Consider the following 26,872-nt stretch of genomic DNA (forward strand, 5'->3'; position numbering starts at 1 on the left):
GGCGCGATGGTCCGCGACTAGGGCGCTTCCCGAGGGGGCGGCGACAAGCGAATCGCGGCTCTATTGTTTGGAGGTTCCCGTGAAGACATTCGCCTTGCTCGCCGCGACGACCGTGAGCGTTCTCAGCCTTGCCGCCTGCGGCGACCAGTCCGGCGGCGGCGCAGGCCAGACGCGCGACCAGATCCGTGCGGTCGGGTCTTCCACCGTCTATCCGTTCGCCACGGCGGTCGCCGAACTGTTCGTACAGGGCAATGCCGGCATGAAGTCGCCGATCATCGAATCGACCGGCACCGGCGGCGGCATGAAGCTGTTCTGCGCGGGCGTGGGCGCCCAGCATCCCGACATCGCCGACGCATCGCGCCGCATGAAGAAGGCGGAGTTCGAACAGTGCGCCGCCAATGGCGTGAAGGACATCGTCGAGATCCAGGTCGGCGTCGACGGCCTCGCCTTCGCCGAATCGAACAAGGGTCCGGGCCTCAAGCTCACCCCCAAGATCGTCTATGAAGCGCTCGCCGCCAATCCGTACGGCAAGGGTCCGAACAAGGCCCAGACCTGGAAAGATGTGGACCCCAGCCTGCCCGCGATCGCCATTTCCGTCTTCGGCCCGCCGTCCACCAGCGGTACGCGCGATTCGCTGGCCGAACTGATCCTGGAGAAAGGCTGCCAGAGCGACGAGGCGATGAAGGCGCTCAAGGAAAAGAACGAAGACGAATATAAGGCGACCTGCACCCGCATCCGCGAAGACGGCAAATATGTCGATTCGGGCGAGAACGACAATCTGATCGTGCAGAAGCTGGGCGCCAATCCCAATGCGGTCGGCGTGTTCGGCTACAGCTTCCTTGAGGAAAACAAGGACACGCTGAAGGACGTGCCGATCAACGGCGTCGAGGCGACCTATGAAACCGTGTCGACCGGCCAGTATCCCGGCGCCCGTCCGCTCTACATCTATGTGAAGAAGGCGCACATGACGGCCATCCCCGGCCTTCAGGGCTTCCTGAACACCTTCGCCGCCAACTGGAACCCCGACGGTGCGCTGACCAAGCGCGGCATGGTCGCGGCGCCCGAAGACGTGCGCAAGAAGAGCGCCGAAACCGTCAAGGCGCTGACCGTCCTCGACGGTTCGCAGCTGAAGTAAGGGCGATATGACCGGTCCTGCAATCCTCCTGCTGCTGGCGGGCCTGGGCGCGATCGCCTGGGTCAGCGCCCGCGCCCGCGCGCTGCGGCTCCAGATCGCGGCGCGGGCGACGGGGCGGCGCGACGCCGTCCACTCGCTACCTGGCTATCATGGCTGGTATGTCGCGCTGTGGACGCTGATCCCGGCCGCCATCTTCCTGGCGGTCTGGGCCAATGTCGCGCCGGGCCTGGTCACGCAAAGCGTGCTGGCCGACCCGGCGGCGCAGAGCCTGCCGCTCGACGGCTTCTCCCGCTCCGCCATCCTCGGCGAAGCGCGGGCGATCGCCAACGGCGATCAGGCGGGGGCGTTCAATCCACTGTCCCAGGGACTGGTCGAACCCTACGCACACGCACTCAACAAATATGGCGTGGCCGGCGCGGTATTGGCGCTGGTGCTGGCCTTTGCCGGGGGGGCCTATGCCTTCACCCGCGTGCGCCCCGATTTCCGGGCGCGCACGCGGGTCGAGCGGCTGGTCATGGCGTCGCTGCTGATCGCATCCCTGATCGCGATCGTCACGACGGTCGGTATCGTGGCGTCGCTTCTGTGGGAAAGCTTCCGCTTCTTCTCGATGGTCAATCCCATCGATTTCCTGTTCGGCACCAAATGGTCGCCGCAGTCGGCCGCCATGGGCTACGGCAATGACGATGCGTTCGGCGCGGTGCCGCTGTTCTGGGGCACCATCTTCATCGGCGCGATCATCGCCATGATCGTCGCCATCCCGCTGGGCCTGATGAGCGCCATCTACCTGACCCAATATGCCAGCCCGACCGTCCGCAAATGGATGAAGCCGACGCTGGAGATGCTCGCAGGCGTGCCGACGGTGGTCTATGGCTATTTCGCCGCGCTCACCATCGCCCCGGCGCTCCGCGACTTCGCGGTCGCGATCGGCATCCATGGCGCATCCTCCGAAAGCGCGCTGGCCGCCGGCCTTGTCATGGGGGTCATGATCATTCCCTTCGTGTCCTCCATGGCCGACGACAGCATCGCTGCCGTGCCGCAATCGATGCGCGACGGCAGCCTGGCGATGGGCGCGACCACCAGCGAAACGATTCGCAAGGTGCTGATCCCCGCTGCCCTCCCCGGCGTCGTCGGCGGCGTGCTGCTGGCCGTCAGCCGCGCCATCGGTGAAACGATGATCGTGGTCATGGCCGCGGGCCTCGCCGCGAACCTGACCCTCAATCCCTTCGCCAGCGTGACCACGGTGACGACCCAGATCGTCCAGTTGCTGACCGGCGACCAGGAATTCGACAGCGCCAAGACGCTCGCCGCCTTCGCGCTGGGCCTGGTGCTGTTCATCGTCACTCTGCTGCTCAACATCGTGGCCCTGCGGGTCGTGAAGAAATATCGCGAGGCTTACGAATGACTGCTGCTCGCAACCCGACCGACTGGAAGTCGGAGGCCATGCGCAAGCGGATCGCGGGGCGCTATGCCGCCGAGCGCCGCTTCAAATTCGCCGGCCTGTTCGCCGTGCTGCTGTCCGCGTCCTTCCTGGCTTTCCTGCTCGTCACCATGATGGGCAACGGCCTGCGTGGCTTCACCCGGACCGAGATTGCGCTCAAGATCGATTTCCCGGCCTCCCCGCTGCTGCTCGATCCCGCCGCCATCACCGACGAATTGCTGAGCCAGGCCAATCTGCCGATGGTAACCGACGCGGTCGCGAAGAAGCTGTTGGGCGCTGATGCCGACGCTTTGCTGTCGTCGACCGCCTGGATCAGCATCCGGGACGCGATCAAGGCGGACCCCAAGATATTGAGCCGGAGCGAGACGATCAGCGTGCCGGCCTCGACCGGGCTTGACCTGGCCGCCAAGAGCAAGGGATCGCCGGAAATGGAGGCCGCGGTCACGCGGCTGAAACAGCAGGGCCTGTTGTCGACCGGCTTCAACCTGAGCTTCCTGACCGCCAGCGACGGCACCGATCCGACCCAGGTCGGCATCTGGGGGGCGTTCAAGGGATCGTTGCTGACGATGCTGGTGACGCTGATCCTCAGCTTCCCGATCGGCGTCGCCACGGCGCTCTATCTGGAGGAATATGCCCGCAAGAGCTGGTGGACCGACATCATCGAAGTGTCGATCAACAATCTGGCGGCGGTGCCTTCCATCATATTCGGCCTGCTGGGCCTGTCGATCTTCCTGAACCTCGCGCATCTGCCGCGATCCGCGGCGCTGGTGGGCGGCATGACACTGGCGCTGATGACGATGCCGGTCATCGTCATCGCCGGCCGCAACGCGATCAAGTCCGTCCCGCCCAGCATCCGCGACGCCGCGCTCGGCATCGGCGCAAGCCCGGTACAGGTGGTGTTCCAGCATGTGCTGCCGCTGGCCCTGCCCGGCATCCTGACCGGCACGATCATCGGCATGGCCCGCGCGCTGGGCGAAACCGCGCCGCTGCTGATGATCGGCATGCGCGCCTTCATCGCCACCCCGCCGGGCGGGATCACCGATCCGGCGACCGTGCTGCCGGTGCAGATTTTTCTGTGGTCCGATGAAGTCTCCAAGGGCTTCGTCGAAAAGACATCCGCCGCGATCATCGTCCTGCTGGCGTTCCTGCTCGCGATGAACGGCCTCGCCATCTACCTGCGCAACAAGTTTGAAACACGGTGGTAATGACACCCATGACAGAAGACCAAATCAACCTGAGCATCGACAATCCCAAGATGTCGGCCCGCGACGTCAAGGTTTTCTATGGCGAGAAGCAGGCCATCAAGGGCGTGTCGATCGACGTCGGCATGGACCATGTCACCGCCTTCATCGGCCCGTCGGGCTGCGGCAAGTCGACCTTCCTGCGGACGCTGAACCGCATGAACGACACCGTCGCGTCGGCGCGGGTCGAGGGCGAGATCACGCTGGACGGCGAGAATATCTACGCGGCGTCGATGGACGTGGTGCAGCTGCGCGCACGGGTGGGCATGGTGTTCCAGAAGCCCAATCCCTTCCCCAAATCGATCTACGAGAATATCGCCTATGGGCCGCGCATTCACGGCCTGGCCGCGGGCAAGGCGGACATGGACGTGATCGTCGAAAAGTCGCTGCGCCGCGCTGGCCTGTGGGACGAGGTGAAGGACCGGTTGCATGACAGCGGCACGGCGCTGTCTGGCGGGCAGCAGCAGCGGCTGTGTATCGGTCGCGCGATCGCGGTGGAGCCGGAGGTGATCCTGATGGACGAGCCGTGCTCTGCGCTCGATCCCATCGCGACCGCCAAGATCGAGGAGCTGATCCACGAACTGCGCGGCCGCTATGCGATCGTCATCGTGACGCATAACATGCAGCAGGCCGCGCGCGTGTCCCAGCGGACCGCCTTCTTCCACCTGGGCGACCTGGTCGAATATGGCGTGACGTCCGACATCTTCACCAATCCCCGCCAGGAGCGGACCAAGGATTATATCACCGGTCGCTACGGCTGATCCGGGGGAGAGAGATCATGGCAGAACATACGATCAAGGCATTTGACGAGGAAATCGACCGGCTGCGCGGACTGATCGCCGAAATGGGCGGGCGCGCGGAAGCGGCGATCGAAAATGCGATGCTGGCATTGCAGCGGCAGGACAAAGTGTTGGCCGCCCATGTCGTCGAGGGCGACAAGCGCATCGACGCGATCGAGGCGGAGGTCGAGAAGCTGGTGATCCAGGTGATTGCGCTCCGCGCACCGATGGCCAACGACCTGCGTGATGTGATCGCGGCATTGAAGATCGTCAGCGTGGTGGAGCGCATCGGCGATTATGCCAAGAATATCGCCAAGCGCGTGCCGCTGATCGCCACCAACACCCGCATCCTCGAGCCCATTTCCCTGCTGCCCTCCATGGGGCAGGTCGCGGGCGAGATGGTGCATGATGCGCTGAACGCCTTCGCCGCGCGCGACGCCGACCTGGCGCTGGCGGTGGTCGAGCGCGACACGGTGGTGGACGATTTCTACAACAGCGTGTTCCGCACGCTCGTCACCTTCATGGTCGAGAATCCCAAGACGATCAGCGAGTGCGCGCACCTGCTGTTCATCGCCAAGAATATCGAGCGGATCGGCGACCATGCGACCAATGTCGCGGAGATGGTCTATTATGCCGCGACCGGCCAGACATTGCCAGAGCGCGAGCGCGGCGCCGACATGCAGCCGGAGGACTAGACCATGGCAAGAGCGAAAATGCTGCTGGTCGAGGATGACGCAGCACTGGCCGAACTGCTGATCTGGCATTTCAAGCGCGAGGATTTCGAGGTCGCCCATACGGTCGACGGCGAGGAAGCGTTGCTGATGGCGCAGGAAAATGTGCCTGACATCGTGCTGCTCGACTGGATGGTCGAAAGCCTGTCGGGGATCGAGGTGTGCCGCCGGCTGCGCCGCATGAACGGCACCGCCAATATCCCGATCATCATGCTGACCGCGCGCGGCGAGGAAGAGGATCGGGTCCGCGGGCTGGAAACCGGCGCGGACGATTATGTGACCAAGCCGTTCAGCCCCCGCGAGCTGGTAGCGCGCGTCGGCGCGGTGCTGCGCCGCGTGCGCCCGGCGCTGGCCGGCGAGACGCTGACCTTCTCCGACGTAGAGATGGACACGGTGGGCCACAAGGTCCGCCGCAGCGGGCAAGTGATCCCGCTCGGCCCCACCGAGTTCCGCCTGCTCAAGCATTTCCTGGAGCATCCCGGCTGGGTCTTCTCGCGCGAGCGGCTGCTGGACAGCGTATGGGGTCAGGACAGCGATATCGAACTGCGCACGGTGGACGTCCATATCCGCCGCCTGCGCAAGGCGATCAACGGCGATGGCCAATATCAGGACATCATCCGCACGGTGCGGTCGGCGGGCTATGCGCTCGACACCGAGGGCGTGGGCTGAGGCGCGCAACCCGGCAATTGTGGTTCAAGCGAAGCCTCTCCAAAGAGATTTGGGGAGGCTTTTGCGATTGCGGGCCGATCCGTTCAAACGCCGGCGGTCAGAGCACGGTAGACATTCGCGACGCTTTCCGACGCCCTGTCCCAGGAATAGAGCCGGCTGGTGCGGTGCGCCGCCAAGCCCATCGCATGTCGCAAATCCGGACTTTCGATAAGCTTGGCCAGGACCGATGCATAATGTCCGCAACCCGTCGGCCGGCAAAGAAACCCGTCCTGACCGTCGGTCAGGATGCTGCGCGCATTCTGGGCGTCGGCGCTCACGACAGGCAAGCCGCAGGCCATGGCTTCGACGATGACATTGCCGAATGTTTCGGTGGTGCTGGGACTGAGCAACACATCCGCGCTCGCAACCGCCCGAGCCAGATCATCCCCCGCCAGATGTCCTGCGCATATCGTTCGGGGCAGCGTTTTGAACAGGTCGACCGCGGGGCCATGCCCGACGACGAGCGCCCGGACGCGCGGCGATTGCGCCTGGAGTTGCTGCACCACCTGGATGAACCGGTCCACGCCCTTTTCGAGCACTACGCGTCCGAAGAACAAGATGGCGATGTCGGCATCGTCCAGCCCCTGTATGCGGCGCCAGTGCATGTCCCGTCGACCGGGATGGAAGAGCGCGGCGTCTATCCCCCTGCTCCAGACGCTCGCCCGATCGTCGCCACGCGTCAGGCGCAATTCCTCGACCAGCGCGCCGGTCGGTGCGAGCACATGATCGCTGCGTCGATAGAAGCGCCGCAGGTGTGCATCGAGTGCGGGTCGCGCCCAGTCGATGCCATAATAGCGCAGATAGGTTTCGAACCGCGTGTGCATGCTCGCCACGATCGGGACACCCAGCCGCTTGGCGAAGGTCTGCGCACGCGTTCCCAATATATCCGGCGTAGACACATGCACCAGGTCGGGCGCAAAATCGCGGATGTCGTTTCGGATATTGCGCGGAAGGCCAAGCGCCAGGCGGAACTCGCTGCGCACCGGCAGAGCGATCGACGGAACCGGCACCAACGTCCCCGCCGGCGCGAATGCCGGCGTGTCCGTGACCGGGGAATAGACCCGCACCGTGAAGCCGCACGCCGTTTCCAGATAGCGCACGAGCATGTTCAGCGCCTGGTTCGCGCCTTCGCGCAGATAATTGTAATTACCGGAAAACAGCGCGATCCGCATCGATCAGACCTGCCTGAAGTTCAGGAGCGCATTCAGCAGAAACACGACCAGGCCCGCGAACAGCGAAACGACGGCGCGGGTCACAAGATAATTCACCGACGTCAGATGCAGGAACAGCGCATAGAGGCCCATGGTGATGAGGAGGCCGACAGCGGAATTCGCCAGGAACAGCACATAGCCGGCGCCGACGCCTCTGTCCGTTCCGCGGAAAATCCAGCTCCGCCCGAGGATATAATGCAGGCTGTTGGCGATGATGAAACCAATGCCCGCAGCCATAACCTTACCGACGCCGAGGTTCACAAGACCCCACAATATACCCAGGCCGATCACGAAGACCGAACAACTGACAACCGTGTTGCGAAACAACATTGCCCCGGCGCGCAGGGAAAATACCCGACGCATGATGCCCGCACTGAACGATTGTACCGGCAACAGGCTGTTACCATCCGCTTCGGCGTCCAAACTCATCCTGCGGCCGATGCCCCGTACAGGCCGTCATCTGCTTCGTCGGGCCAATCGTCGCGGGCCCTGGCCCAGGGGTTGAGAAACAGAAAGGGCAGCTTCAGGAAGAGCAGTTCGGCATGTACGACGCCATCTACGATATGTTCCCACCATATCGGATTGCGTTGCGCATGGGCATCGAGCCAATCCTCATAGGGCGCCCAATGGCTGGGTTCGTCCTTGCGAATGATGCTGAAGATGCGCGTCAGAATCGGGTCCGACAGGATGATCCGGTTGGTGAGCAGGGTTTCCACCTGCACATATCCCCGCCGTTCGGTCAGCGCGATGACCCGGCACAGGCGCGCGAACAGCCTGTCGCTTTCGACGACATCCTGTGTCTTGAGCCGGGCGATAGACGTGCCAAACATGATTTCGACGAAGCGGTCGATGTGGCCAAATGTCGATCCCACGGCAAAAGGCATGATGCCGCGCCGTTCGAACCAGCGGCGGAACATGAGATAATGTTTCCGCTCATCCGCCCGATGCGCCTTGAGCCGCGCGATGAGGACGGCATCGTCGGGAGAGCGCTTCACGACCGATTCGATCACCCGATCGATCGCGGTATAGCCGCGATGTTCGTTATAGATATAGATGCTGCCCAGCACATCGAGATAACGTCGTTCGAACCAAGCGCGCATAGATTTCTCCGGCCCTGACCGAGTCAGGACGCCCCTGGCTACAACAATAATATGCGCTGCGATATTCGGTTCTACATCGCGATGCAAAATGCCTCAGGCCGCGCGGCGGGCCTTGTTCAGTTTCTTGAGCAGCATGTCTCGTTTCAGGCGCGACAGATGATCGATGAACAGCACCCCTTCCAGATGGTCCAGCTCATGCTGCAGGCAGGTGGCCAGCAGGCCTTCGAGCTGCTCCTCATGAATGCGACCGTCGCGGTCCATCCAACTGGCGCGGATCACCGCGGGGCGCTCCACCTCGGCATATTGATCGGGGACCGACAGGCAGCCCTCCTGATAAACGGACAATTCTTCCGAACCCTTGAGAATCTCCGGGTTGATGAAGACCATCGGCTTCTTGACCGGCTTGGCGTCTTCTTCGTCGGATTCGGGTTCCTGCAGATCGATCACCAGCACCCGCTTGGGGACGCCGACCTGGATCGCGGCCAGACCGATGCCCGGCGCGTCGTACATCGTTTCGAACATGTCGTCGATCAGCCGTTGCAGATCGTCGTCGATCGCATCGACGGGGGTCGAAATCGTGCGCAGGCGCGGGTCGGGCGCCTCAAGGATCGGTAGGATTGCCATATGTCGAACATAGATGGAACGGCGCGATATTTCAAGCCAGCGGGCGGATAGAGACGCGCCTTCGACCGCGACGCAGGGTAAGCGCCCGGATGGGACTTAACTTCGCACATTTCCCGCCCATCTTGAAATATCCGATCAAGAATAGGACATTAAACCATAAATCACGTCGTGGCCGCGCTTGCCTGCATAAAGCAAAATGCACCTGTAGGACATAAAGTCTTTGCTCACCCTAGCCCACCGGCCGTCGCGCCCGCAGCGCCTGGGCCAGCGTGCCTTCGTCCAGATAATCCAGCTCGCCGCCGACCGGCACACCATGGGCGAGCTGGGTCAGGCGGATGGGGAAGCGCTCCAGCCGTTCGGCCAGATAATGGGCGGTGGTCTGTCCCTCCAGCGTCGCGTTCATCGCCAGCACCACCTCGTCCACGCCGCCCGGCTCCAGCCGTGCGACCAGCGCATCGATGGTCAGGTCTTCGGGTCGCACCCCCTCCAACGCGGACAACCGCCCGCCCAGCACATGGAAGCGCCCGGGGAAGAGGCGCGACTTGTCGAGCGCCCACAGGTCCGCGACATCCTCCACCACGCACAGCGCGCGAGCGTCACGCCGCGGATCGGCGCAGATGCCGCAGGGATCGACCGTATCGACATTGCCGCAGATGTGGCAGTTGACCAGCCGTTCGTTCACCGCCTCCAGCGCGCGCAGCAGCGGCTCCATCGCGCCCTCCCGCTTTTTCAGCAGGTGCAGCACGGCCCGCCGGGCCGAACGGGGGCCAAGGCCAGGCAGGCGGGACAGCGCCTGGGTCAGCGTCTCGATTTCAGGTGAAGCCATATCATGAGATAAGGGGTTGCAACCGGGAGAGACAAGGGGTTTGAGCATCCGCTATGCGTATCATCTATATGGGCACCCCCGATTTCGCCGTTCCGGCGCTCGACGCGCTGGCGAAGGCGGGTCATGCCATCGTCGCGGTCTACAGCCAGCCGCCCCGCCCCGCCGGCCGCGGCAAGGCGTTGCGCCCCTCCCCCGTTCACGCCCGCGCCGAGGAGATGGGGATAGAGGTCCGCACGCCCGCATCGCTGAAGGACGGCGCCGTGCAGGCCGCCTTCGCCGCCCTGAACGCCGATGTCGCGGTGGTCGCGGCCTATGGCCTTATTCTTCCGCGCGCCGTGCTGGACGCGCCGCGCCATGGCTGCATGAACATCCACGCCTCGCTGCTGCCGCGCTGGCGCGGCGCGGCGCCGATCCAGCGCGCGATCTTGTCGGGCGACAATGTCACCGGCGTGACGATCATGGACATGGAGGCGGGCCTGGACACCGGACCGATGCGCGCCAAACATGTGACGCCGGTCGAGGACAAGACCGCAGGCCTGCTGACCGCCGAACTGGCGCAGGCGGGCGCGGAACTGATGGTCGAGGTGCTGGACGACATTGCGCAGCATCCCCCCATGCCCCAGCCGGAAGAGGGCGTCACCTATGCGTCGAAGATCGACAAGGCGGAGGCGCGGATCGATTTCAGCCGCGCCGCCCATCAGGTCGAACGACAGGTGCGCGCCTTCAACCCCTTCCCCGGCGCCTTTTTCGAATATCGCGGCGAACGCTTCCGCATTCTCGCCGCCCATGTCGAGCATCATGCCGGAATGCCAGGAGATTTGCTGGACGACAGCCTGCTGATCGGCTGCGGCCATGACTCGATCCGCCCGACGCTGATCCAGCGCGCGGGCAAGGCGGCGATGTCGCCCGGCGAATTGTTGCGCGGATACGATATGCCGGCGGGGAGCCGGGTGGATGGATAAGGGGAACGCCGTTCGGTTCGGGCGTGTCGGGAACCGTTTCTCGACTTCGCTCGAAACGAACGGAGGCGGGATATGACCCGGTTCGCCTTCACCGTCGAATTTGACGGCCGCCCCTTCATGGGCTGGCAGCGCCAGGCCCATGGCCCCAGCGTGCAGCAGACGATCGAGGACGCGATCTTCGCCGTGACGGGCGAGCGCGCCGTGATCCATGCCGCCGGTCGCACCGATGCGGGCGTCCACGGCCTGGCCATGCGCGCCCATGCGGAGATCGACAAGGTCATCGCGCCCTTTCGGCTGATGGAGGCGATCAACGCCAGGGTGCGGCCCCATCCGGTCGCCATCCTGGCGTGCCAGCCGGTCGCCGACGACTGGCATGCGCGCTTTTCCTGTATCGGTCGGTCCTATGTCTATCGGATCGCCAACCGCCGTGCGCCGCTGACCTTCGAGCAAGGACTGGCGTGGCGGGTGATCCAACCGCTCGATGTGCCGGCGATGCAGGATGCAGCGCAGATACTGGTGGGGCGGCACGACTTCACCACATTCCGGTCGGCCCATTGCCAGGCGCAAAGCCCGGTCAAGTCGCTCGACCGGCTGGATGTCGAACGCGACGGCGACCGGATCGCGATCCACGCGGCGGCGCGCTCCTTCCTCCATCACCAGGTGCGATCGATGGTCGGGTGCCTGGCGATGGTCGGCATGGGGCGATGGAATGCAGGGGATTTGCGCGCCGCGCTGGAGGCCAGGGATCGAACGGCGCTGGGCCTCAACGCGCCGCCGGACGGACTATATTTCGTGCAGGCGACCTATCCCGCCGCGGCCGTCAGATGAAGGCGGCGGCGCAGACCTGATTCTTGCCGGCGCGCTTGGCCGCACGCATCGCGTCGTCGGCGCAGGCAATCAGCCGGTCGAGATCGGCCGGATCGGGCGTGTCGACGGTGACGAGGCCGAAGCTGCCGCTGACGCCCATGCCATAGGATGCAAGCGCCTGCCGTGCGTCCTCGCCAAAGGCCTGTACCGCCTGCGCGTCCCGATCCGCCAGCAGGACCAGAAATTCGTCGCCACCGATCCGCGCGACGACATCGCCCGCGTCGGCCTGCGCCTTGAGCAACTGGGCGATATCGGCCAGGCAGCTGTCGCCCGCGGCATGGCCCTGCCCGTCGTTCAACTGCTTGAACCCGTCGAGGTCCAGGAACAGCAAGCTGGTGCTCAGCCGGGCGTGCGCCGCATGGGCCAGCACGTCCTTGGCCCGGCACGCGAACCCCCGACGATTGAGGAGGCCGGTCAGCGGATCATGCATCGCCTCGAAACTGGCCTGCCGCAGGTCCGACATATCCTCTATCACCGCCACATAGAGTTCGGGGCGATCATCATCGTCACGCACCATCGCGACCGTCAGGTTGATCCAGATGATCGTTCCATCGGCACGGATATAGCGTTTTTCCATCGCGTAACGCGGCAATTCGCCGGCGTTGAGCCGCGCCAGCAGCGCCTCGTCCGCATGGAGATCGTCCGGATGGGTGATCTGCTGGAATCCGGTGCGGATCAGCGTTTCCGCGTCATAGCCGCTGATTTCGCAGAAACGCGGATTGACGAGCAGGAAAGCGCCATCCAGCCCCACATGGGCGATGCCGACCGGTGCATGGAGAAAGGTCGCCTCGAACCGGCGCTGCTCCAGTGCGAGAGCAGCGGCGATCTGCCCGTCCACCCCCACGACCTGAGCCGGCGCCGAAGGAGCCGGCACCGACGTGGAAAAAGATTTGCCTGAAAATGTTCCCGTGAACTGTCGGTGCGACTGCCTGCTCATCGTCCGCTCTTGCACGGAAAATGGTAAACAGGTGATTACGCCGCCGCGCAGTCGTAAAATTCAGAGGCGGGTGCGGAAGGGCGTGAAGTCGGTGCCGCTGTCATAGACGTCCAGCCCCTCGCGCCGCTTGAGGCCGTTGACCACCATATAGGTGACCGGCGTGAGTACCGCTTCCCAGCCGACCTTCATCGCCCAGTTGGTGACCATCACCGTCAGCACCTGCGCATTGCTCCAGTCGCCCCAGAAAGCCAGCGGGTAGAAGAGCAGGCTGTCCACACCTTGCCCGATGACGGTGGAGCCGATGGTCCGCATCCACAAATGCCGCCCCTGCGTCAGCAGCTTCATACGGGCAAGGACGAAGCTGTTGGCCAGTTCACCCGCCCAGAAGGCCACGAGCGAAGCGAAGACGATGCGCCACGTGCTGCCAAACACCGCCTCATAGGCTTTCTGGTCGGGCCAGCCATCCGCGGGCGGCAGCGCGACGACCACCCAGCTCATCAACGCCATGAACAGCATCGCGCCGAACCCCGCCCAGACGCAGCGGCGGGCGCGGGCATAGCCATAGACCTCCGTCAGCACGTCGCCGATAACATAACCCAGCGGAAAAAAGAGGATGCCGGCGCCGAAGGTGAAGCCGCCCAGCGTCGAGAGCTTGGCCGCGCCGATCAGATTGGAAAGAAGCAGGATGGCAACGAACGCCGCCATGAAAAAGTCGTAATAGCGCAGCGGCCGTGCGCCCAGCGCCGCTGCATCGACCTTGTGAACCGCCCCATTGTCCATGCGATACTGCATATCGCGTGTTCGGATGATTGCAAGTCGGCCGGGCAAGCCCTCCTGTTGCAAGCCGCCCTGTTGCAAGCTGCATTCCCGCCCGCTATCGCGGCATCCGCATGGCCCCGTAGCTCAGTTGGATAGAGCATTCGCCTTCTAAGCGAATGGTCGCTGGTTCGAATCCAGCCGGGGTCGCCATATTCAGCGGTAGAACATCATGAATAGCAGGCCGAATATGGTGAGCAGCAGGGCAAACCAAAAGAAACCAAAATCGGGCTTGTCTGGATCGCGCATCGGCTAGTCTACCTGTCTGGCGTCGACGCGGCGCACCAGCCGGTCGTCAACGACTGTCATCGTGAAAATCGGATCGGCGTCCGCAGGCACCTCGGCGATGGCATCGACGAAGGCGGCCCGCGTCGCGGGATCGTCGTAGATCATCTTCTGCTCGAATGCCGTCCGCCAGGTCGTCTCGTCAGGCCATTCGGCATAGCCGACGAAACGACCGTCGGCGTCGCGATGCAGCCGGGAACCATAGCTGCCATATTTTTCCCGGATCAGGTCGGTGCCGCGCCGCCAGGCTGCGCAGAACTGATCCTCCTTGCCGGGATGGACCCGCCACCAATAGACCGCGACGAACATCGCCCATCTCCTTTACCCAAGGAGAATGAATGGGCCGGGCGCAGGTTCCTGCCCCCGGCCGGACAAGTCAGAGGATGGTCTGCCCGGTCTTGGCCCAGTCGGCGGCGAAGCCTTCGAGACCCTTGTCGGTCAGCACATGCTTGGACAGCATCTTGATGACGGCGGGCGGCGCGGTCATCACGTCCGCGCCGATACGGGCGGCTTCGAGCACATGGATGGGGTGGCGAACCGACGCGACCAGAATTTCGGTGTCGAAGCCGTAATTGTCGTAGATCAGGCGGATATCCTGGATCAGCGCCATGCCGTCGAAACCATTATCGTCATGGCGGCCGACGAAGGGCGATATGAAGCTTGCGCCGGCCTTTGCCGCCAGCAGTGCCTGGTTGGCCGAGAAGCAGAGCGTGACATTGACCAGCACGCCATCGTCGGTCAGCGCCTTGCAGGTCTTGAGGCCATCTATCGTCAGCGGCACCTTGATGCAGACATTGTCGGCGATCTTCCGCAACACGGCCGCTTCCTTCATCATCGTCTCATGGTCGAGCGCGACGACTTCGGCCGACACCGGGCCGTCGACGATACCGCAGATTTCCTCGACCACTTCCAGGAACTTGCGGCCCGATTTATGGATCAGCGACGGGTTGGTGGTGACGCCGTCCAGCAGGCCGGTGGCGGCCAGTTCACGGATTTCGGCGGTGTCGGCAGTGTCGACGAAGAATTTCATGGGGGGACTCCGGGGATAGGGCGAATCGCGCTCCTTTAGCGGCTGGCGACCGGATTCACCATGCCGGCGGCATGAATTGCATCGCCTGCCGGGCGCGACTAAGGCCGACGCACCTTTCCAAAGGACCGAGCATGAAACGCGCCGCCCGTTTGCTGACGATTCCCCTGGGCGTGCTGGGCGCTTCGCCGGCGGGAGCGGCGACGGAAGAAACACAGGCATGGAGCACCGAACAGGCGATCTTTCATGCGGGCGAGTCGAACATCATCACCATTGATTCGAGCCAGCGCCTGCGGTCTGACGGCAAGAGCGGCGGCGAACAGTTTCTCGCCCGTGTCGTGATCGACCACAGGATAACCCCCGCGCTCCAACTGGGCGGCGGCATCGCCTATCTGCGCAGCGAGGTGGACCAGGAAATGCGCCTGTTCCAGCAGGCGACGCTGGCCAGCGGCATCTGGACGAGCCGAACCCGGATCGAGCAGCGTTTCTTCGACAATGCCGACCATGCGAGCTGGCGGCTGCGCCAGAGGGTGCAGGTGGCGGCGCCGATCGACCGGGCGAAGCGATGGACGGTGATCGCAGCGACCGAAATCTTCTTCCACCTCAACCGCGCACGGCCGAACGACCAGATCGGACTGGCGACGATGCGCAACCAGGTCGGCCTGCGCCATCCGATCGCCAGGACCGTGGACGCGCAATTGCTCTATATGCGCCAGCAGAATTTTCGCGACGGACGGCCCGATACGGTCGCCCATATTCCCTGGCTGACGCTGAGCTGGCGGCTCTGACGATTTGCCTGGCGCGCCCGGCGCGCTAAGGACGGTCCATGTCTTCGCGCGCCCGTGTCCTCATTCTCAACGCCGCCCTGGGGCCGCTCGACTATCGCGTGCCGCACGGCATGACCGTGCAGCCCGGCAGCATCGTCGTCGCGCCGCTGGGGCCGCGCCAACTGGTCGGCGTAGTGTGGGAAGAGGAAAGCTTCCCCGATGTCGAGACCGTGGGCGACAATCGACTGCGCAATCTGGTCGAGGTGGTGGACGCCCCGCCCTTGCCCGAACCGCTACGCCGGCTGATCGAATGGACGGCGGACTATTATCTCGCCCCGCCCGCCGCGGTGCTGCGCATGGCGCTCTCCTCCATGGCTGCGCTGGAAGGGGCGCGGACGGTGATCGAGTATCGCGCCACCGGGGCTGCGCCCGACCGGATGACCGAACAGCGCGCGCAGGCTCTGGAACGGATCGGCGAGCGGCAGGGGCTGATCCGCGAACTGGCGATGATCGGCGGGGTGAGCGACGCGGTGATCCGCGGCCTCATCAAGCAGGACATATTCGAAGCGGTGGAGGTGAGCGTCGACACGCCCTTCCCCATGCCGGATCCCGGCCATGCGCAACCCATATTGTCGGAAGCGCAGACCAGCGCCGCGACGACCATGGCGGACGCGGTACGGGCGCATGACTTCGCGCCCTTCCTGCTCGACGGCGTCACCGGATCGGGCAAGACGGAGGTCTATTTCGAGGCGATAGCCGCCGCGATCCGGGCCGACCGGCAGGTGCTGGTGCTGCTGCCCGAGATCGCGCTGACCGAACCCTTTCTGGAACGGTTCGAGAAGCGGTTCGGCACGGTGCCGGTCAACTGGCATAGCGGACTGCGCCAGAGCGAGCGACGGCGGGCGTGGCGCGCCATCGCGGCGGGCCAAGCGCAGGTGGTGGTAGGCGCACGGTCCGCGCTGTTCCTGCCCTATCCCAATCTCGGCCTGATCGTCGTGGACGAAGCGCATGAGGCCAGCTTCAAGCAGGAAGACGGCGTCCATTATCATGCCCGCGACGTCGCGGTGATGCGCGGATTGATCGAGAAATTTCCGGTCGTGCTGGCATCGGCCACCCCGGCGATCGAGACGCGGCATCAGGTCGAACTCGGTCGCTATGCGGAGATCAAGCTGCCATCGCGCTATGGCGGGGCGGAGATGCCCACGATCGAGGGGATCAACCTGCTGACAGACCCGCCCGAGCGCGGCCGCTGGATCGCGCCGCCTCTGGTCAAGGCGATCGACGAGGTGATGGCGAAGGGCGAGCAGAGCCTGCTCTTCCTCAACCGGCGCGGCTATGCGCCGCTGACCTTGTGCCGCCATTGCGGCTATCGGTTCCAGTGCCCCAATTGCACCGCCTGGATGGTCGAGCATCGGCTGACGCACCGGCTCGCCTGCCATCATTGCGGCCACGTCGTCCCCGCGCCGCGACGCTGCCCGGAATGCAAGGAGGAGGACAGCCTGGTCGCCTGCGGCCCCGGTGTCGAGCGCATCGCCGACGAGGTGAAGGCGCTGTGGCCGCAGGCGCGCACCGCCATCGCAACGTCCGATACGCTGAGTTCCCCTGCCCGCGCCGCAGATTTCGTGAAGTCGGTGGAGGCAGGCGACATCGACATCATCGTCGGCACGCAATTGGTCACCAAGGGCTATCATTTCCCCAACCTGACGCTGGTCGGTGTCATCGACGCGGATCTGGGGCTGGAGGGCGGCGACCTGCGGGCGGCCGAGCGCACCTTCCAGCAGATCGTGCAGGTGGCCGGCCGCGCCGGACGCGGCGAGAAGCCGGGGAAGGTGTTCATCCAGACGCGGATGCCGACCAGCGAGGTCATCGAATCGCTGATCGAGGGGGATACCGAGCGCTTCTACGCGGTCGAGACGGAGAACAGGCGGCGCGCCAACGCCCCGCCCTTCGGCCGCTTCGCCGCGATCATCATTTCCAGCGAGAATGCCGACGAGGCGGCGCAGACCGCACGGCTGATCGGCAAGTCGGCGCCGGTGATCGAAGGGATGCGCGTCTATGGTCCTGCGCCAGCGCCACTGTCCGTGCTACGCGGCCGCCATCGTCATCGCCTGCTGATCCACGCGACGCGCGCAGTGGACATTCAGGCGGCGATCCGCGAATGGCTGGGCAATCTGGCCTGGAAATCGGGCACCAGAGTAGCGGTGGACGTCGATCCCTACAGCTTCATGTAACGCTCAGCCCGCATCGGCGGGTGAAACGATGATGACCACGCGGCGATTCTCCCGCCGCCCGCTGGCCGACCGATTGCTTTGCACAGGTATGCGCGCGCCCATGCCGGCAACCCGCATCGCCGGCCGCGCCATGCCGCCGCCGACCAGCGCATCGGCCACCGCCTGCGCCCGCCGCAGCGACAGCGCATCATTATAGCTGGCCGATCCCGTCGAATCGGTATGCCCCTCCACCCGCGCCCCGCGAATGCCGACTCCGGCCAGTACAGCCGACAGGCGCCCGATCGCCATTTTCTGGTCCGGGATCAGCGTGCTTTCTTCCGTAGCGAAGAGCAGCCGGTCGGCCATGCCGAACTGCCAGTCGTCGCCCGACGGTTCGAAGCCCTGCTGCTGGAGCGCGGCCACCTGTTGCGGGGTGAAAGCGGCCGTTCGCGGCGGCTGCACCGTCTGGCAGGCGGCCAGCAGAAGCAGCGAGAGGAAAAGCAGATGGTGGCGCATTCTGGTCCCTATGATGTCAGCGATCGCGATGGATGGCGCGACCCGCCTTGGCCGCATACATGGCTGCATCCGCATGGCGCAGCAGGTCGCGCGCGTCGGCGCTGTCCTCCGGATAGCAGGCGCTGCCGATGCTGAGCGACGCATCGACGCGTTCGCCATTGGGCAGCATGATCGGCTGGGCCATGCCATCGGCGATGCGCGCCTTGATCGCGGCCAGTTGATCCGCCGACAGGCCCGGCGCCAGGATCAGCGCGAATTCGTCGCCGCCCAGGCGAAAGGCTTCGTCTTCGGGACGCAGCACTGCGCGCAGCCGGGCGGCGATGACGATCAGCAGCGCGTCACCGGCGTCATGGCCATGGGTGTCGTTGACCTGCTTGAAGCGGTTGACGTCGATATAGAGGATGGCGAAGGATCGCGCCTGCGCATCGGACTGCGCCACCGCGGCAGGCAGCAGCTGTTCGAACATCGCGCGGTTGCCAAGCCCCGTCAGCACATCGCGGGTCGCTTGCCGCTCCAGCATCCGGTTGTGCGTGACGACACCCTTGTGCCAGTCATGAAGCTCGTCCAGTAACGCATTGAAATCGCGGCCGAGCTGATCGACTTCCTGAATGTCGGATGTCGGCACGCGACGATCGAACTGGCGGTCGGCGCGAACGGCATGGGCGACGTCCGCGATCCGGCCCAGCGGCTCGGTCACGTCGCGCTGCAACCGGCGCGACAAGGTCCAGGTCGCTATCAATGTGAGAACGAGGCAGGCGAGCGCGGTCGCCAGCCCCGACAGGATGAACCGACCCAGGCCGTCCGCGCCGCCATAGATCTGCACCTGCGCGATCACGGCCGGGCCGCGCCGGATATCGGCCAGCGCGGGCGAAGGTGCAACCAGATCGGCGATGCCGCGCTCGACCGTCGCCATCGCCCCTTCCGCCGGCCGGCGCCATTCCACCAGCGTGCGGCCGCGCGTATCGCGCACGGCGACATGATGGACGCTTTCCGACGCCGCCACCGCCACGATGCCGCGTTGTGCCGCATCCCTATCCTCGAACACCAGCGCAGGTTCGACCGTATAGGCCACGGTGCGGGCGATGAGGGCGAGGTTGCGGTCGGCATAGCCGCGGATGACCAGCACGCCCGTGACCATCAGGGTGATGGCAGCCGTCAGCACCGCGACGAAGATCAGGCGCATATGCCCGCGCGCCAGCACCTGACGCAAAGTCGGCATGGCGGACCGGTTCGAGGCTCTCATGGTTCAGTAGCCTCCTTTCGACAGGCGCAGGACACGCGGGTCGATGCGCACGGCAGATCGCGACACGGCGTCGATGCTGAGCTGGAAGGACAGGGATTGCGGCGTGTAGAGCAGGCAGAACATCGCGCCGCTGCGACAGGTCGGGTCATCCTCCGCGATCGTCACCACCGGCTGGCCGCCCGCGCCCGCGATCAGTCGACGCATCGCGGCCCCGTTCATCCGACCGATATAGAGGGCATCGCAGCGATCGGACGCTCCTTCCTGCGCCTCGTCCAGGCTGGACGCTGCGACGCGTGCGCCATTCGACAGAATGACGTCGCCCATCCGCCCGGCGTGACGCGGCGCCCCTGTCAGGCAGAGCCGCACCATCGTCCGGGGAGCGGGCCAGCGCGTATAGTCGAGGATCGCCCCGACCATGCGTGCAGTGCTATCCGCCACTGCATCGGGACCGGGGCCGAGGGGCATCATGACGGGCTGAATCGCGGGTGCCGACAAAAGGGCAGTCGGTGTCAGCAGCAGCAACAAGAACAACAAACACCGCAAGCCCGACTACACCCCCATGCCCGAAGGCTTGCCGCCATTTATAGTTAATCAGATGTAAAAAGCAGCAAAAATCGTTTCACCTGCGATCATGAGACGCCTTGTTACTGCGACCTTGCTGGCCGAAACCCGGATTGCAGGCTAGATCGCCATGATGGACAGTCCGTGCCGCAACCTCTGCGCACTCGATCGCAACCGCGCAGCCTGCACGGGTTGCGGCCGAACAATCGATGAAATCGTCCACTGGCGCAGCATGACCGACGCCGCGCGCGCCGCCGTCATGAAGCGGGTAAAGGACTTTCAGCCGCCGGACCGGCCTTCTCCCTTTCCGCCGCCTGGGCGTCAAATTCGGCCTTGAGCCTGAGTGCGGAGTCACGCATTTCCGATCCATGCGGCGAATAGGCGATCGGATCGAGCAGGATCGACGCGCTCTTGTAATCGCCTCGCGCGGCAACCGCATGGACCAACGCGAAGCGATAATCCGAGCTTTGCGGGAGCAGGGTGAACGCCTTGTAAAGGCCGTCATAGCCCAGGTCCGGCATCTTGCCGCCCCGCATCGCATGATAACGGTAGAAGAGCGACAGCGGCACCGGGTCTTCGGTGTCGGCCCGATTGGCGCGCACGATCGAGGTCAGTGCGGCCTTCCAGTCTTCCGCCTTGTCACTGTCATGCGCGCGCTCCAACAACACCCGCGCACGCACGGCATAGCCGCGCGCCGACTGGGGGTCGAGGGCAATCGCCCGGTCGGCGTCGGCCAGCGCCGCGTCCGCCTGCCCGGCTGTCCATTCCGCCTCGGCCAGCAACGCAGCAGCATAGGGGCTGGCGGAATATTTGGCGGCAATGGCGCGGATCGAGGCGGCCAGCTTGGGCGCGTCCTCCTTGCCCGGATCGCCCATGAGTTCCAATTCCTCCCCGATCAGCGCCGCTTGCGCCGGATCGACCGGGCTGACCAGGATTTCGCCGATGGTCAGTTCCTTCGGGGTCAGGCGCGAAGCCGACAGGCTGTGGCGCATATAGGCCTTCAAGTCCTTTTCCAGCCCCGCCAGCCCGCCGGCGAAATAGCTGTCCGGCTGCATGTCCTTCACCCCCTCGGCCAAGTCGTGGAGATAGCGCGTGATCTCTTCGCGCCGATCCGCCTTGTAGCGATAATAATGGGTCAGCAGCCAGGCCGTCCCATAATAACGATCGCCGTCGCGCAGGCTGAGTCCATTGGCGTCGCGGGCAAAGAGATTCTTCACCGGATAGGGCGACCCCAGCACCAGGCCGGGCGCCCGCGCCAGGGGTACATGGCCGAACTCGATCGACCCGTCCTTCGGGAATTTCACGACCGAGAAGAATTCGGCGAAACCTTCCACATACCAGGCCGGATAGGCGGCCGGGAAATGATGCAGCATGAAATGATGGGTATATTCGTGGAACAGGATTTCCTCCGCCCCGAAATCGAACTGGCTGGTCTTGGCGCCGCGCGACAGCACGGCATAGGCGGTGCGATCGGAAGTGGTATAGAAGCCGCCGATATTGGGATTGCCCGCCAGCGCTCGCACCTTGTCCTCGCTGGACAGGAGATAGACCTTGACCGGGCTGCCGCGTTCCGGGTCGGTGACCTGCGTGATCGCCCGCAGGAGAAAATCGAACTTCTCCAGTCGTTCGGCAAAATCCCGCAGCTTGTCGTCGCTGCCTTCGCGATACACCGTAAAATGCCGGGTCTGCGCCTGCCACCAGGCGGCCTGCGCCGTCCCCATGCTGCCCAACGCCAGCGCCAACACGGCCAGCGCCTTCATCCAGATTCGCATGATTCCCATTCGTCCCCCAAGGCCTGATCCCAAGGTGGCGGAGCCTGTTGCGAATGAAAAGATGCATTATCTCCGGACTTTGACCTTCACTTGCGCCTTTCATGCGCCAGCAGCGCCTGCTTCCGGTCTGCGCCCCAGGCATAGCCGCCCAGCCCGCCATCGCCGCGTACGACGCGGTGGCAGGGGATGAGGACAGCCAGATTGTTGCCGCCGCACGCCGTCCCCGCCGCTCGCACCGCGCCGGGGCGACCGATCGCGGCGGCAATCTCGGCATAGCTGCGCGTCTCGCCCGACGGGATCGCGCGCAACGCCGCCCAGACCGCCTGCTGGAAGGCGGTGCCGCGCACGTCGACCGGCAGGTCGGCGCCCGCTGCGGGATCGTCGACCAGAGCCGCCACCCGCTCCGCCATCGCGTCGAGCGCCGCGTCCGCAGGCAGCAGAGCGGCGTGCGGGAAGCGGGCTCGCAACGCGGCTTCGCCTTCGCCGAAGCTGATCCGGCACAGGCCCTTGTCCGTCGCCGCCACCAGCATCGGACCCAGGCTGCTGTCCACCACGCGCCAGCGAATCGCTGCGCCTCGCCCGCCATCCTTCCAGGCGCTGGGCGTCATGCCCAGATGCTGCTCGGCGTCAGCATAGGCGCGGCTTGGCGCGCTATAGCCCGCCTCGTAAATGGCGGTGGTCACGTTGCCCGGCTGCGCCAGCGCCGCCTTCAGCCGCTCCGTTCGCAATCCTCGTGCATACGCCGCGGGGGTCAGCCCCGTCTCGCGCTTGAACAGGCGGTGGAAATGATGCGGCGCATAGCCGGCATGAGCGGCGATCGCGTCCAGCCGGGGGGCCTCCTCCGCCGCTTCAATGAATGCGATCGCCGCCGCCACCGCCAGCCGGTCACGCCCGACCGCGTCGGGATGGCAGCGCAGGCAGGCGCGATAGCCCGCCGCCCGCGCCGCCGCCGGATCGGGCAGGAAGGCCATATTCTCCCGCTTGGGGTGCCGCGCGGCGCAACTGGGCTTGCAATAGATGCCGGTCGTCGCGACGCAGCCGACGAAGCGACCATCCATCGCCCGGTCGCGCGCCAGGAAGGCGTCCCAGCAGGCGTCATCGTCCGGCATCGCGGCGTCAACGCGGTTTGGGGCGGGTTTAAAGCGAGTCATCTGGTTCATGCATATGGGATAGCCCGGCGCGCTTGACCATGCTTCCCGCGCCTTGCTGTCAAAGGCGCCGCGGCATTTCCCGATTGCGCCGCGCCCGGCATCGCATATGAATGCGCCACGATGATCGCCCTATCCCGCCGCTTCGCCCCTGCCCTAGGCTGCCTGATCGCCTTGCTTGCGCCTGCGTCGCTTCATGCCGAACAGCAGGACATCGCTGCGGCCGCCCGCGGGGTCGTGCGCGTCGCGCTAGTCGCGACAGATGGATCGGACGCCTACTTCGTCGGCCATGGCAGCGGCTTTGCCGTCGCACCGGACAAGGTGCTGACCAACGCCCATGTCGTCGAACTGGCGCGCGAGGAGAAAAATCTCGTCATCGGCGTCATCCCGTCGGAAGGGCGCAAGACCTATGGCGGGCGAATCATCGCCTATTCGCCGGGCAACGACCTGGCCCTGATCCAGCTGGAGGAAGGCCGCCTGCCGGTGTCGACCTTCTACGCCGGGGCCGTGACCGACGGGCAGCATGTGACAGCGATCGGCTATCCCGGCACGGTCGACCGGGCGCAGGGCCTGGGTCTCAAGCAGATGGTCGAGCCGCTCGCGACGGTGAAGACCAGCGGCAACATCTCGTCCGGCCGCGCCAGCCAGAGTTTCGACACGCTGCTGCACACCGCCCCGCTCGCGGCCGGCAACAGCGGCGGGCCGCTGACCGACGATTGCGGCCGAGTGCTGGGCGTCAACAGCTTCGGGTCGGTATCGGACGGCAATGATGCGGAATTCGGCTTCGCCGTGTCTTGGCGCGAGGTCGCCTCCTTCCTGCGCCAAGCCGGCGTTTCCTCGCTCCATACCGTCGTGCCCTGCCGCTCCATGGCGGAGGCCGATGCGGCGGAGGCCAGCATCACCCAGCGCGAATCGCAGGCGACCGAGCAGAAGAGCCGCGCCAGCGCCGACGCGCGCGAACAGGCCATGACCCGCGCCCGCGATGCGGCGGAACGCGACGTCATCACCGCCCGCGAGAATGCGATGGCGGGCGCCGCCGTCCTGCTGGCTCTCGCGGTTCTGGGCCTGGGCGCGGGCGGGCTGTTCTACACACAGGGCAAGGAAAAACAGTCGACCTGCTTCCTGGCGGGCGGCGGCGTGCTGCTGTTCGCGGCGCTGGGCCTCTTCTTCTTCAAGCCCAGCTTTGCCAGCATCGACGAGCGAGTGAAGCTGCCTGCGGACAAGTCTATCGTGGGCAACAGCGCCTTCGCCTGGAGCGGCGAGAATGTCTGCAAGGTCGATCTGGCGCGCAGCCGGCTGACCATATCGCAGCCCAACGATATCGGCCTCAACTGGGCGGAAGGCGGCTGCGTCAATGGCGACACCCAATATGTCGCATCCGGCACGCTGTGGCAGCGCGCGAGCGTGCCCGACGAGGCCAATTATGTGTCCACCAGCCAGTTCGACCCGGCGACCGGCACGCTGCGGGTGCAGCGCTGGCTGCCCGATCTGGATACGATGGACAAAGCGCGCGCGCTTTTGAAGGACGAGACGGGTAAGGGGACGATCAAGGGCTGCGGCGCCGACTCCGCCCTGCTCGCCCGGATCGCCACGCTCCAGACCGACCTTGGCGCGTTGTTGCCCGCCCAGCCCAACGAGCGGATTGTCTATCATTGCCAAAAGGGACGGCTTGCCCCGGCCGATCCTGCCGAATAACCGATTCGTCGCGGCTGAAATACTCAGGCAAATAGACGTGATTTCGCACTATCGATGGAATCGCGTCACATGACTTGCATAGTCATAATCCCGCTGCTAACCGGCCGGGCAACAGGGGCTCGGGACGGGATCAGACCGCGCCCTCTTTTTGCATGACCCGCAATTACGGAGGACGGCAAGCGCGTGGAGATTAACAGCGGCATTCAGGCTAGCCTCAGCGGCCGCTACGCGGTGGCGCTGTTCGATCTGGCCCGCGACGCGAACGCACTCGACACGGTGGCGGACAGCCTGGCCGGGTTGAAGGCGGCCGTCGCCCAATCCCCCGATTTCAAGGGCCTGATCAACAGCCCCGTACTCAGCCGGGATGTAAGTGGCAAGACGATCGCTGCCGTCGCATCCTCCATGGGGACCGACCTGCTGACGACGAAATTTCTCGGCGTGCTCGCCCAGAATCGCCGCTTGGGCCAACTGCCCGCGGTCATCCGCGCCTATGAAACGCTGCTGTCGAATCACAAGGGCGAGGTCCGCGCCGAAGTAACGAGCGCCCACCCCCTCACCAAGACCCAGATGGGCGCTCTGACCAAGAGCCTGAAGGCGCGCGTCGGCCGCGACGTCATGCTCGACGCGAAGGTCGACCCCGCGATCTTGGGCGGGCTGGTCGTCAAGATCGGCAGCCAGATGATCGATAGCTCCATCCGCACACGTTTGAATACGCTCGCCCAGGCGATGAAAGGCTAAGTCATGGATATCAACGCCGCAGAAATTTCGAAGGTCATCAAGGACCAGATCGCCAATTTCGGCACCGAAGCGCAGGTCAGCGAAGTCGGTTCCGTGCTGACCGTGGGTGACGGCATCGCCCGCGTCCATGGCCTCGACAACGTCCAGGCGGGCGAAATGGTCGAGTTCGCCAACGGCGTGCAGGGCATGGCGCTCAACCTCGAAGCCGACAATGTCGGCGTCGTGATCTTCGGCTCCGACGCCGAGATCAAGGAAGGCGACACCGTCAAGCGCACCGGCACCATCGTCGACGTCCCCGTCGGCAAGGGCCTGCTGGGTCGCGTCGTAGACGGCCTGGGCAACCCGATCGACGGCAAGGGCCCGATCGTGTCCGACCAGCGTATGCGCGTCGAGCGCAAGGCGCCCGGCATTATCCCGCGCACTTCGGTCCATGAACCCGTGCAGACCGGCCTCAAGGCGATCGACACGCTCGTCCCCGTCGGCCGCGGCCAGCGCGAACTGATCATCGGCGATCGCCAGACCGGCAAGACCGCCGTCGCGATCGACACCTTCATCAACCAGAAGGCCGCCAACGCCGGCGATGACGAGAGCAAGAAGCTCTACTGCATCTACGTCGCGATCGGCCAGAAGCGCTCGACCGTCGCGCAGATCGTCAAGCAGCTCGAAGAAAATGGCGCGATGGAATATTCGATCGTCGTCGCCGCGACCGCTTCGGAGCCCGCGCCGCTCCAGTATCTCGCGCCTTACACCGGCGTCACCATGGGCGAATATTTCCGCGACAATGGCATGCACGCCGTCATCGTCTATGACGATCTGTCGAAGCAGGCCGTGGCCTATCGCCAGATGTCGCTGCTGCTGCGTCGTCCTCCGGGCCGCGAAGCCTATCCGGGCGACGTCTTCTATCTGCACAGCCGCCTGTTGGAGCGCGCGGCCAAGATGAACAAGGAAAATGGCTCGGGCTCGCTGACCGCGCTGCCGATCATCGAGACGCAGGCGGGCGACGTGTCCGCCTACATTCCGACCAACGTGATCTCGATCACCGACGGCCAGATCTTCCTGGAAACCAACCTCTTCTACCAGGGCATCCGTCCGGCCATCAACGTCGGCCTCTCGGTGTCGCGCGTCGGTTCCGCCGCGCAGACCAAGGCAATGAAGAAGGTGTCCGGCTCGATCAAGCTGGAGCTGGCCCAGTATCGCGAAATGGCGGCCTTCGCCCAGTTCGGTTCGGACCTCGACGCCTCGACCCAGAAGCTGCTGAACCGCGGCGCGCGCCTGACCGAGCTGCTCAAGCAGGGCCAGTTCTCGCCGCTGCCGTTCGAAGAGCAGACCGCGTCGATCTTCGCGGGCACCAACGGCTATCTCGATAGCGTCGCCGTCAAGGACGTGACCCGCTATGAAGAGCTGATGCTCGCCTATCTGCGTCACGACCACCCCGAAGTGCTGACCGCGATCCGCGACAGCAAGGATCTGGGCGACGACGCCAAGGGCAAGCTGAAGGCGGCGCTCGACGCATTCGGCAAGACCTTCGCGTAAGG

Annotated in this window: 28 protein-coding genes and 1 tRNA gene; 15 read left to right on the forward strand and 14 right to left on the reverse strand. The window is 65.0% G+C overall.

Features of this window, described 5'->3' with window-relative positions:
- The first annotated feature begins 79 nt into the window (after positions 1-79).
- The 6 genes from ABT375_RS07375 to phoB are packed head-to-tail and all read left to right on the forward strand — an operon-like array spanning position 80 to position 5,993.
- Positions 80-1,135, forward strand: a complete 1,056-nt coding sequence (locus tag ABT375_RS07375; protein WP_224547690.1) for a substrate-binding domain-containing protein — start codon at positions 80-82, stop codon at positions 1,133-1,135.
- A 7-nt stretch (positions 1,136-1,142) separates the two neighbouring features.
- Positions 1,143-2,537 (forward strand): phosphate ABC transporter permease subunit PstC, encoded by a 1,395-nt coding sequence (gene pstC / locus ABT375_RS07380; protein WP_416464619.1) that lies wholly within the window; start codon positions 1,143-1,145, stop codon positions 2,535-2,537.
- Positions 2,534-3,778, forward strand: coding sequence for a phosphate ABC transporter permease PstA (gene pstA, locus ABT375_RS07385; RefSeq protein ID WP_416464620.1), 1,245 nt, complete (start codon positions 2,534-2,536; stop codon positions 3,776-3,778). The genes pstC and pstA overlap by 4 nt, the downstream gene beginning before the upstream one ends.
- On the forward strand, positions 3,778-4,575 hold the full coding sequence (gene pstB, locus ABT375_RS07390; protein WP_416464621.1) for a phosphate ABC transporter ATP-binding protein PstB: 798 nt from the start codon (positions 3,778-3,780) through the stop codon (positions 4,573-4,575). The genes pstA and pstB overlap by 1 nt, the downstream gene beginning before the upstream one ends.
- A 17-nt stretch (positions 4,576-4,592) precedes the next feature.
- On the forward strand, positions 4,593-5,288 hold the full coding sequence (gene phoU, locus ABT375_RS07395; RefSeq protein WP_416464622.1) for a phosphate signaling complex protein PhoU: 696 nt from the start codon (positions 4,593-4,595) through the stop codon (positions 5,286-5,288).
- A gap of 3 nt (positions 5,289-5,291) precedes the next feature.
- Positions 5,292-5,993 carry a phosphate regulon transcriptional regulator PhoB gene (gene phoB, locus ABT375_RS07400; RefSeq protein WP_224547695.1) on the forward strand — a complete coding sequence of 234 codons (702 nt, stop codon included), beginning with the start codon at positions 5,292-5,294 and terminating at the stop codon, positions 5,991-5,993.
- Positions 5,994-6,076: 83 nt separating this feature from the next.
- Here phoB and ABT375_RS07405 read toward each other — a convergent pair whose 3' ends face one another.
- The 5 genes from ABT375_RS07405 to recR all read right to left on the reverse strand — a co-directional run bounded on the left by ABT375_RS07405 (position 6,077) and on the right by recR (position 9,793).
- Entirely contained in the window at positions 6,077-7,204 is a 1,128-nt protein-coding gene (locus tag ABT375_RS07405) for a glycosyltransferase family 4 protein (RefSeq protein WP_416464623.1), read from the reverse strand.
- Between the two features lie 3 nt (positions 7,205-7,207).
- The gene (locus ABT375_RS07410) at positions 7,208-7,672 is read right to left on the reverse strand and encodes a GtrA family protein (protein WP_416464624.1); all 465 of its coding nucleotides are present in this window, start codon (positions 7,670-7,672) and stop codon (positions 7,208-7,210) included.
- Positions 7,669-8,343, reverse strand: coding sequence for a ferritin-like domain-containing protein (locus ABT375_RS07415; RefSeq protein WP_416464625.1), 675 nt, complete (start codon positions 8,341-8,343; stop codon positions 7,669-7,671). Before ABT375_RS07415 ends, ABT375_RS07410 begins: the two co-directional genes overlap by 4 nt.
- Positions 8,344-8,436: 93 nt before the next feature.
- A complete protein-coding gene (def, locus tag ABT375_RS07420) occupies positions 8,437-8,967 on the reverse strand; it encodes a peptide deformylase (RefSeq protein ID WP_224547701.1) in 531 nt (176 codons plus the stop codon).
- Positions 8,968-9,196: 229 nt separating this feature from the next.
- A complete protein-coding gene (recR, locus tag ABT375_RS07425; protein ID WP_224547702.1) occupies positions 9,197-9,793 on the reverse strand; it encodes a recombination mediator RecR in 597 nt (198 codons plus the stop codon).
- Positions 9,794-9,846: 53 nt separating this feature from the next.
- Here recR and fmt point away from each other — a divergent pair, with 53 nt between their 5' ends.
- Entirely contained in the window at positions 9,847-10,755 is a 909-nt protein-coding gene (gene fmt / locus ABT375_RS07430; protein WP_261936485.1) for a methionyl-tRNA formyltransferase, read from the forward strand.
- Between the two features lie 72 nt (positions 10,756-10,827).
- Positions 10,828-11,583: a tRNA pseudouridine(38-40) synthase TruA gene (gene truA / locus ABT375_RS07435; protein ID WP_416464626.1), complete on the forward strand. Its 756-nt coding sequence runs from the start codon at positions 10,828-10,830 to the stop codon at positions 11,581-11,583.
- Here truA and ABT375_RS07440 read toward each other — a convergent pair.
- A complete protein-coding gene (locus tag ABT375_RS07440) occupies positions 11,576-12,559 on the reverse strand; it encodes a GGDEF domain-containing protein (RefSeq protein WP_416464627.1) in 984 nt (327 codons plus the stop codon). The two genes, truA and ABT375_RS07440, sit on opposite strands and share 8 nt — an antisense overlap.
- 60 nt (positions 12,560-12,619) lie before the next feature.
- Positions 12,620-13,339, reverse strand: coding sequence for a queuosine precursor transporter (locus tag ABT375_RS07445; RefSeq protein ID WP_224547706.1), 720 nt, complete (start codon positions 13,337-13,339; stop codon positions 12,620-12,622).
- Positions 13,340-13,451: 112 nt separating this feature from the next.
- On the opposite strand from ABT375_RS07445, the gene ABT375_RS07450 reads away from it, so the two are divergent.
- Positions 13,452-13,528 (forward strand) — tRNA-Arg (locus ABT375_RS07450).
- Between the two features lie 99 nt (positions 13,529-13,627).
- On the opposite strand, the gene ABT375_RS07455 is transcribed toward ABT375_RS07450, so the two are convergent.
- Both ABT375_RS07455 and fsa read right to left on the reverse strand, forming a co-directional pair.
- The gene (locus ABT375_RS07455) at positions 13,628-13,969 is read right to left on the reverse strand and encodes an antibiotic biosynthesis monooxygenase family protein (RefSeq protein ID WP_416464628.1); all 342 of its coding nucleotides are present in this window, start codon (positions 13,967-13,969) and stop codon (positions 13,628-13,630) included.
- A 67-nt stretch (positions 13,970-14,036) separates the two neighbouring features.
- Positions 14,037-14,690: a fructose-6-phosphate aldolase gene (gene fsa, locus ABT375_RS07460; RefSeq protein WP_224547708.1), complete on the reverse strand. Its 654-nt coding sequence runs from the start codon at positions 14,688-14,690 to the stop codon at positions 14,037-14,039.
- Between the two features lie 131 nt (positions 14,691-14,821).
- Here fsa and ABT375_RS07465 point away from each other — a divergent pair, with 131 nt between their 5' ends.
- Positions 14,822-15,475 carry a DUF2490 domain-containing protein gene (locus ABT375_RS07465; RefSeq protein ID WP_416464629.1) on the forward strand — a complete coding sequence of 218 codons (654 nt, stop codon included), beginning with the start codon at positions 14,822-14,824 and terminating at the stop codon, positions 15,473-15,475.
- A 38-nt stretch (positions 15,476-15,513) separates the two neighbouring features.
- Positions 15,514-17,685, forward strand: a complete 2,172-nt coding sequence (locus tag ABT375_RS07470; protein WP_416464630.1) for a primosomal protein N' — start codon at positions 15,514-15,516, stop codon at positions 17,683-17,685.
- Positions 17,686-17,688: 3 nt separating this feature from the next.
- Here the strand turns inward: ABT375_RS07470 and ABT375_RS07475 are convergent, their stop codons facing one another.
- From ABT375_RS07475 to ABT375_RS07485, 3 genes are read right to left on the reverse strand one after another with little or no spacing between them, the layout of a single operon-like run.
- On the reverse strand, positions 17,689-18,180 hold the full coding sequence (locus tag ABT375_RS07475) for an OmpA family protein (RefSeq protein WP_416464631.1): 492 nt from the start codon (positions 18,178-18,180) through the stop codon (positions 17,689-17,691).
- A gap of 16 nt (positions 18,181-18,196) precedes the next feature.
- Positions 18,197-19,423 (reverse strand): diguanylate cyclase domain-containing protein, encoded by a 1,227-nt coding sequence (locus ABT375_RS07480; protein ID WP_416464632.1) that lies wholly within the window; start codon positions 19,421-19,423, stop codon positions 18,197-18,199.
- A gap of 3 nt (positions 19,424-19,426) precedes the next feature.
- A complete protein-coding gene (locus ABT375_RS07485) occupies positions 19,427-19,891 on the reverse strand; it encodes a YfiR family protein (protein WP_416464633.1) in 465 nt (154 codons plus the stop codon).
- A gap of 226 nt (positions 19,892-20,117) precedes the next feature.
- On the opposite strand from ABT375_RS07485, the gene ABT375_RS07490 reads away from it, so the two are divergent.
- The gene (locus tag ABT375_RS07490; RefSeq protein WP_224547779.1) at positions 20,118-20,321 is read left to right on the forward strand and encodes a DUF1289 domain-containing protein; all 204 of its coding nucleotides are present in this window, start codon (positions 20,118-20,120) and stop codon (positions 20,319-20,321) included.
- Here the strand turns inward: ABT375_RS07490 and ABT375_RS07495 are convergent.
- Together ABT375_RS07495 and ada are read right to left on the reverse strand one after the other, a co-directional pair.
- Positions 20,242-21,756, reverse strand: a complete 1,515-nt coding sequence (locus tag ABT375_RS07495; protein WP_416464634.1) for a hypothetical protein — start codon at positions 21,754-21,756, stop codon at positions 20,242-20,244. The two genes, ABT375_RS07490 and ABT375_RS07495, sit on opposite strands and share 80 nt — an antisense overlap.
- 86 nt (positions 21,757-21,842) lie before the next feature.
- Entirely contained in the window at positions 21,843-22,916 is a 1,074-nt protein-coding gene (gene ada / locus ABT375_RS07500) for a bifunctional DNA-binding transcriptional regulator/O6-methylguanine-DNA methyltransferase Ada (protein ID WP_416464635.1), read from the reverse strand.
- 111 nt (positions 22,917-23,027) lie between these two features.
- Here ada and ABT375_RS07505 point away from each other — a divergent pair, with 111 nt between their 5' ends.
- The 3 genes from ABT375_RS07505 to atpA all read left to right on the forward strand — a co-directional run bounded on the left by ABT375_RS07505 (position 23,028) and on the right by atpA (position 26,870).
- On the forward strand, positions 23,028-24,599 hold the full coding sequence (locus ABT375_RS07505) for a S1C family serine protease (RefSeq protein WP_416464636.1): 1,572 nt from the start codon (positions 23,028-23,030) through the stop codon (positions 24,597-24,599).
- A 183-nt stretch (positions 24,600-24,782) separates the two neighbouring features.
- Complete coding sequence (locus ABT375_RS07510) at positions 24,783-25,337, forward strand: F0F1 ATP synthase subunit delta (protein ID WP_224547724.1); 555 nt, start codon at positions 24,783-24,785, stop codon at positions 25,335-25,337.
- Positions 25,338-25,340: 3 nt separating this feature from the next.
- The gene (gene atpA, locus ABT375_RS07515; RefSeq protein ID WP_224547725.1) at positions 25,341-26,870 is read left to right on the forward strand and encodes a F0F1 ATP synthase subunit alpha; all 1,530 of its coding nucleotides are present in this window, start codon (positions 25,341-25,343) and stop codon (positions 26,868-26,870) included.
- Positions 26,871-26,872: the final 2 nt, after the last annotated feature.

It is taken from the genome of Sphingomonas sp. VDB2 (genome assembly GCF_047946695.1).
Taxonomy (GTDB): Bacteria; Pseudomonadota; Alphaproteobacteria; order Sphingomonadales; family Sphingomonadaceae; genus Sphingobium; species Sphingobium bisphenolicum.

Bases quoted from the DNA above. Each gene is read 5' to 3' on its own strand.
- pstC (WP_416464619.1), top strand. From the start codon at position 1,143: ATGACCGGTCCTGCAATCCTCCTGCTGCTGGCGGGCCTGGGCGCGATC.
- pstA (WP_416464620.1), top strand. From the start codon at position 2,534: ATGACTGCTGCTCGCAACCCGACCGACTGGAAGTCGGAGGCCATGCGC.
- pstB (WP_416464621.1), top strand. From the start codon at position 3,778: ATGACACCCATGACAGAAGACCAAATCAACCTGAGCATCGACAATCCC.
- phoU (WP_416464622.1), top strand. From the start codon at position 4,593: ATGGCAGAACATACGATCAAGGCATTTGACGAGGAAATCGACCGGCTG.
- phoB (WP_224547695.1), top strand. From the start codon at position 5,292: ATGGCAAGAGCGAAAATGCTGCTGGTCGAGGATGACGCAGCACTGGCC.
- ABT375_RS07405 (WP_416464623.1), bottom strand. From the start codon at position 7,204: ATGCGGATCGCGCTGTTTTCCGGTAATTACAATTATCTGCGCGAAGGC.
- ABT375_RS07410 (WP_416464624.1), bottom strand. From the start codon at position 7,672: ATGAGTTTGGACGCCGAAGCGGATGGTAACAGCCTGTTGCCGGTACAA.
- ABT375_RS07415 (WP_416464625.1), bottom strand. From the start codon at position 8,343: ATGCGCGCTTGGTTCGAACGACGTTATCTCGATGTGCTGGGCAGCATC.
- def (WP_224547701.1), bottom strand. From the start codon at position 8,967: ATGGCAATCCTACCGATCCTTGAGGCGCCCGACCCGCGCCTGCGCACG.
- recR (WP_224547702.1), bottom strand. From the start codon at position 9,793: ATGGCTTCACCTGAAATCGAGACGCTGACCCAGGCGCTGTCCCGCCTG.
- fmt (WP_261936485.1), top strand. From the start codon at position 9,847: ATGCGTATCATCTATATGGGCACCCCCGATTTCGCCGTTCCGGCGCTC.
- truA (WP_416464626.1), top strand. From the start codon at position 10,828: ATGACCCGGTTCGCCTTCACCGTCGAATTTGACGGCCGCCCCTTCATG.
- ABT375_RS07440 (WP_416464627.1), bottom strand. From the start codon at position 12,559: ATGAGCAGGCAGTCGCACCGACAGTTCACGGGAACATTTTCAGGCAAA.
- ABT375_RS07445 (WP_224547706.1), bottom strand. From the start codon at position 13,339: ATGGACAATGGGGCGGTTCACAAGGTCGATGCAGCGGCGCTGGGCGCA.
- ABT375_RS07455 (WP_416464628.1), bottom strand. From the start codon at position 13,969: ATGTTCGTCGCGGTCTATTGGTGGCGGGTCCATCCCGGCAAGGAGGAT.
- fsa (WP_224547708.1), bottom strand. From the start codon at position 14,690: ATGAAATTCTTCGTCGACACTGCCGACACCGCCGAAATCCGTGAACTG.
- ABT375_RS07465 (WP_416464629.1), top strand. From the start codon at position 14,822: ATGAAACGCGCCGCCCGTTTGCTGACGATTCCCCTGGGCGTGCTGGGC.
- ABT375_RS07470 (WP_416464630.1), top strand. From the start codon at position 15,514: ATGTCTTCGCGCGCCCGTGTCCTCATTCTCAACGCCGCCCTGGGGCCG.
- ABT375_RS07475 (WP_416464631.1), bottom strand. From the start codon at position 18,180: ATGCGCCACCATCTGCTTTTCCTCTCGCTGCTTCTGCTGGCCGCCTGC.
- ABT375_RS07480 (WP_416464632.1), bottom strand. From the start codon at position 19,423: ATGAGAGCCTCGAACCGGTCCGCCATGCCGACTTTGCGTCAGGTGCTG.
- ABT375_RS07485 (WP_416464633.1), bottom strand. From the start codon at position 19,891: ATGATGCCCCTCGGCCCCGGTCCCGATGCAGTGGCGGATAGCACTGCA.
- ABT375_RS07490 (WP_224547779.1), top strand. From the start codon at position 20,118: ATGGACAGTCCGTGCCGCAACCTCTGCGCACTCGATCGCAACCGCGCA.
- ABT375_RS07495 (WP_416464634.1), bottom strand. From the start codon at position 21,756: ATGCGAATCTGGATGAAGGCGCTGGCCGTGTTGGCGCTGGCGTTGGGC.
- ada (WP_416464635.1), bottom strand. From the start codon at position 22,916: ATGAACCAGATGACTCGCTTTAAACCCGCCCCAAACCGCGTTGACGCC.
- ABT375_RS07505 (WP_416464636.1), top strand. From the start codon at position 23,028: ATGATCGCCCTATCCCGCCGCTTCGCCCCTGCCCTAGGCTGCCTGATC.
- atpA (WP_224547725.1), top strand. From the start codon at position 25,341: ATGGATATCAACGCCGCAGAAATTTCGAAGGTCATCAAGGACCAGATC.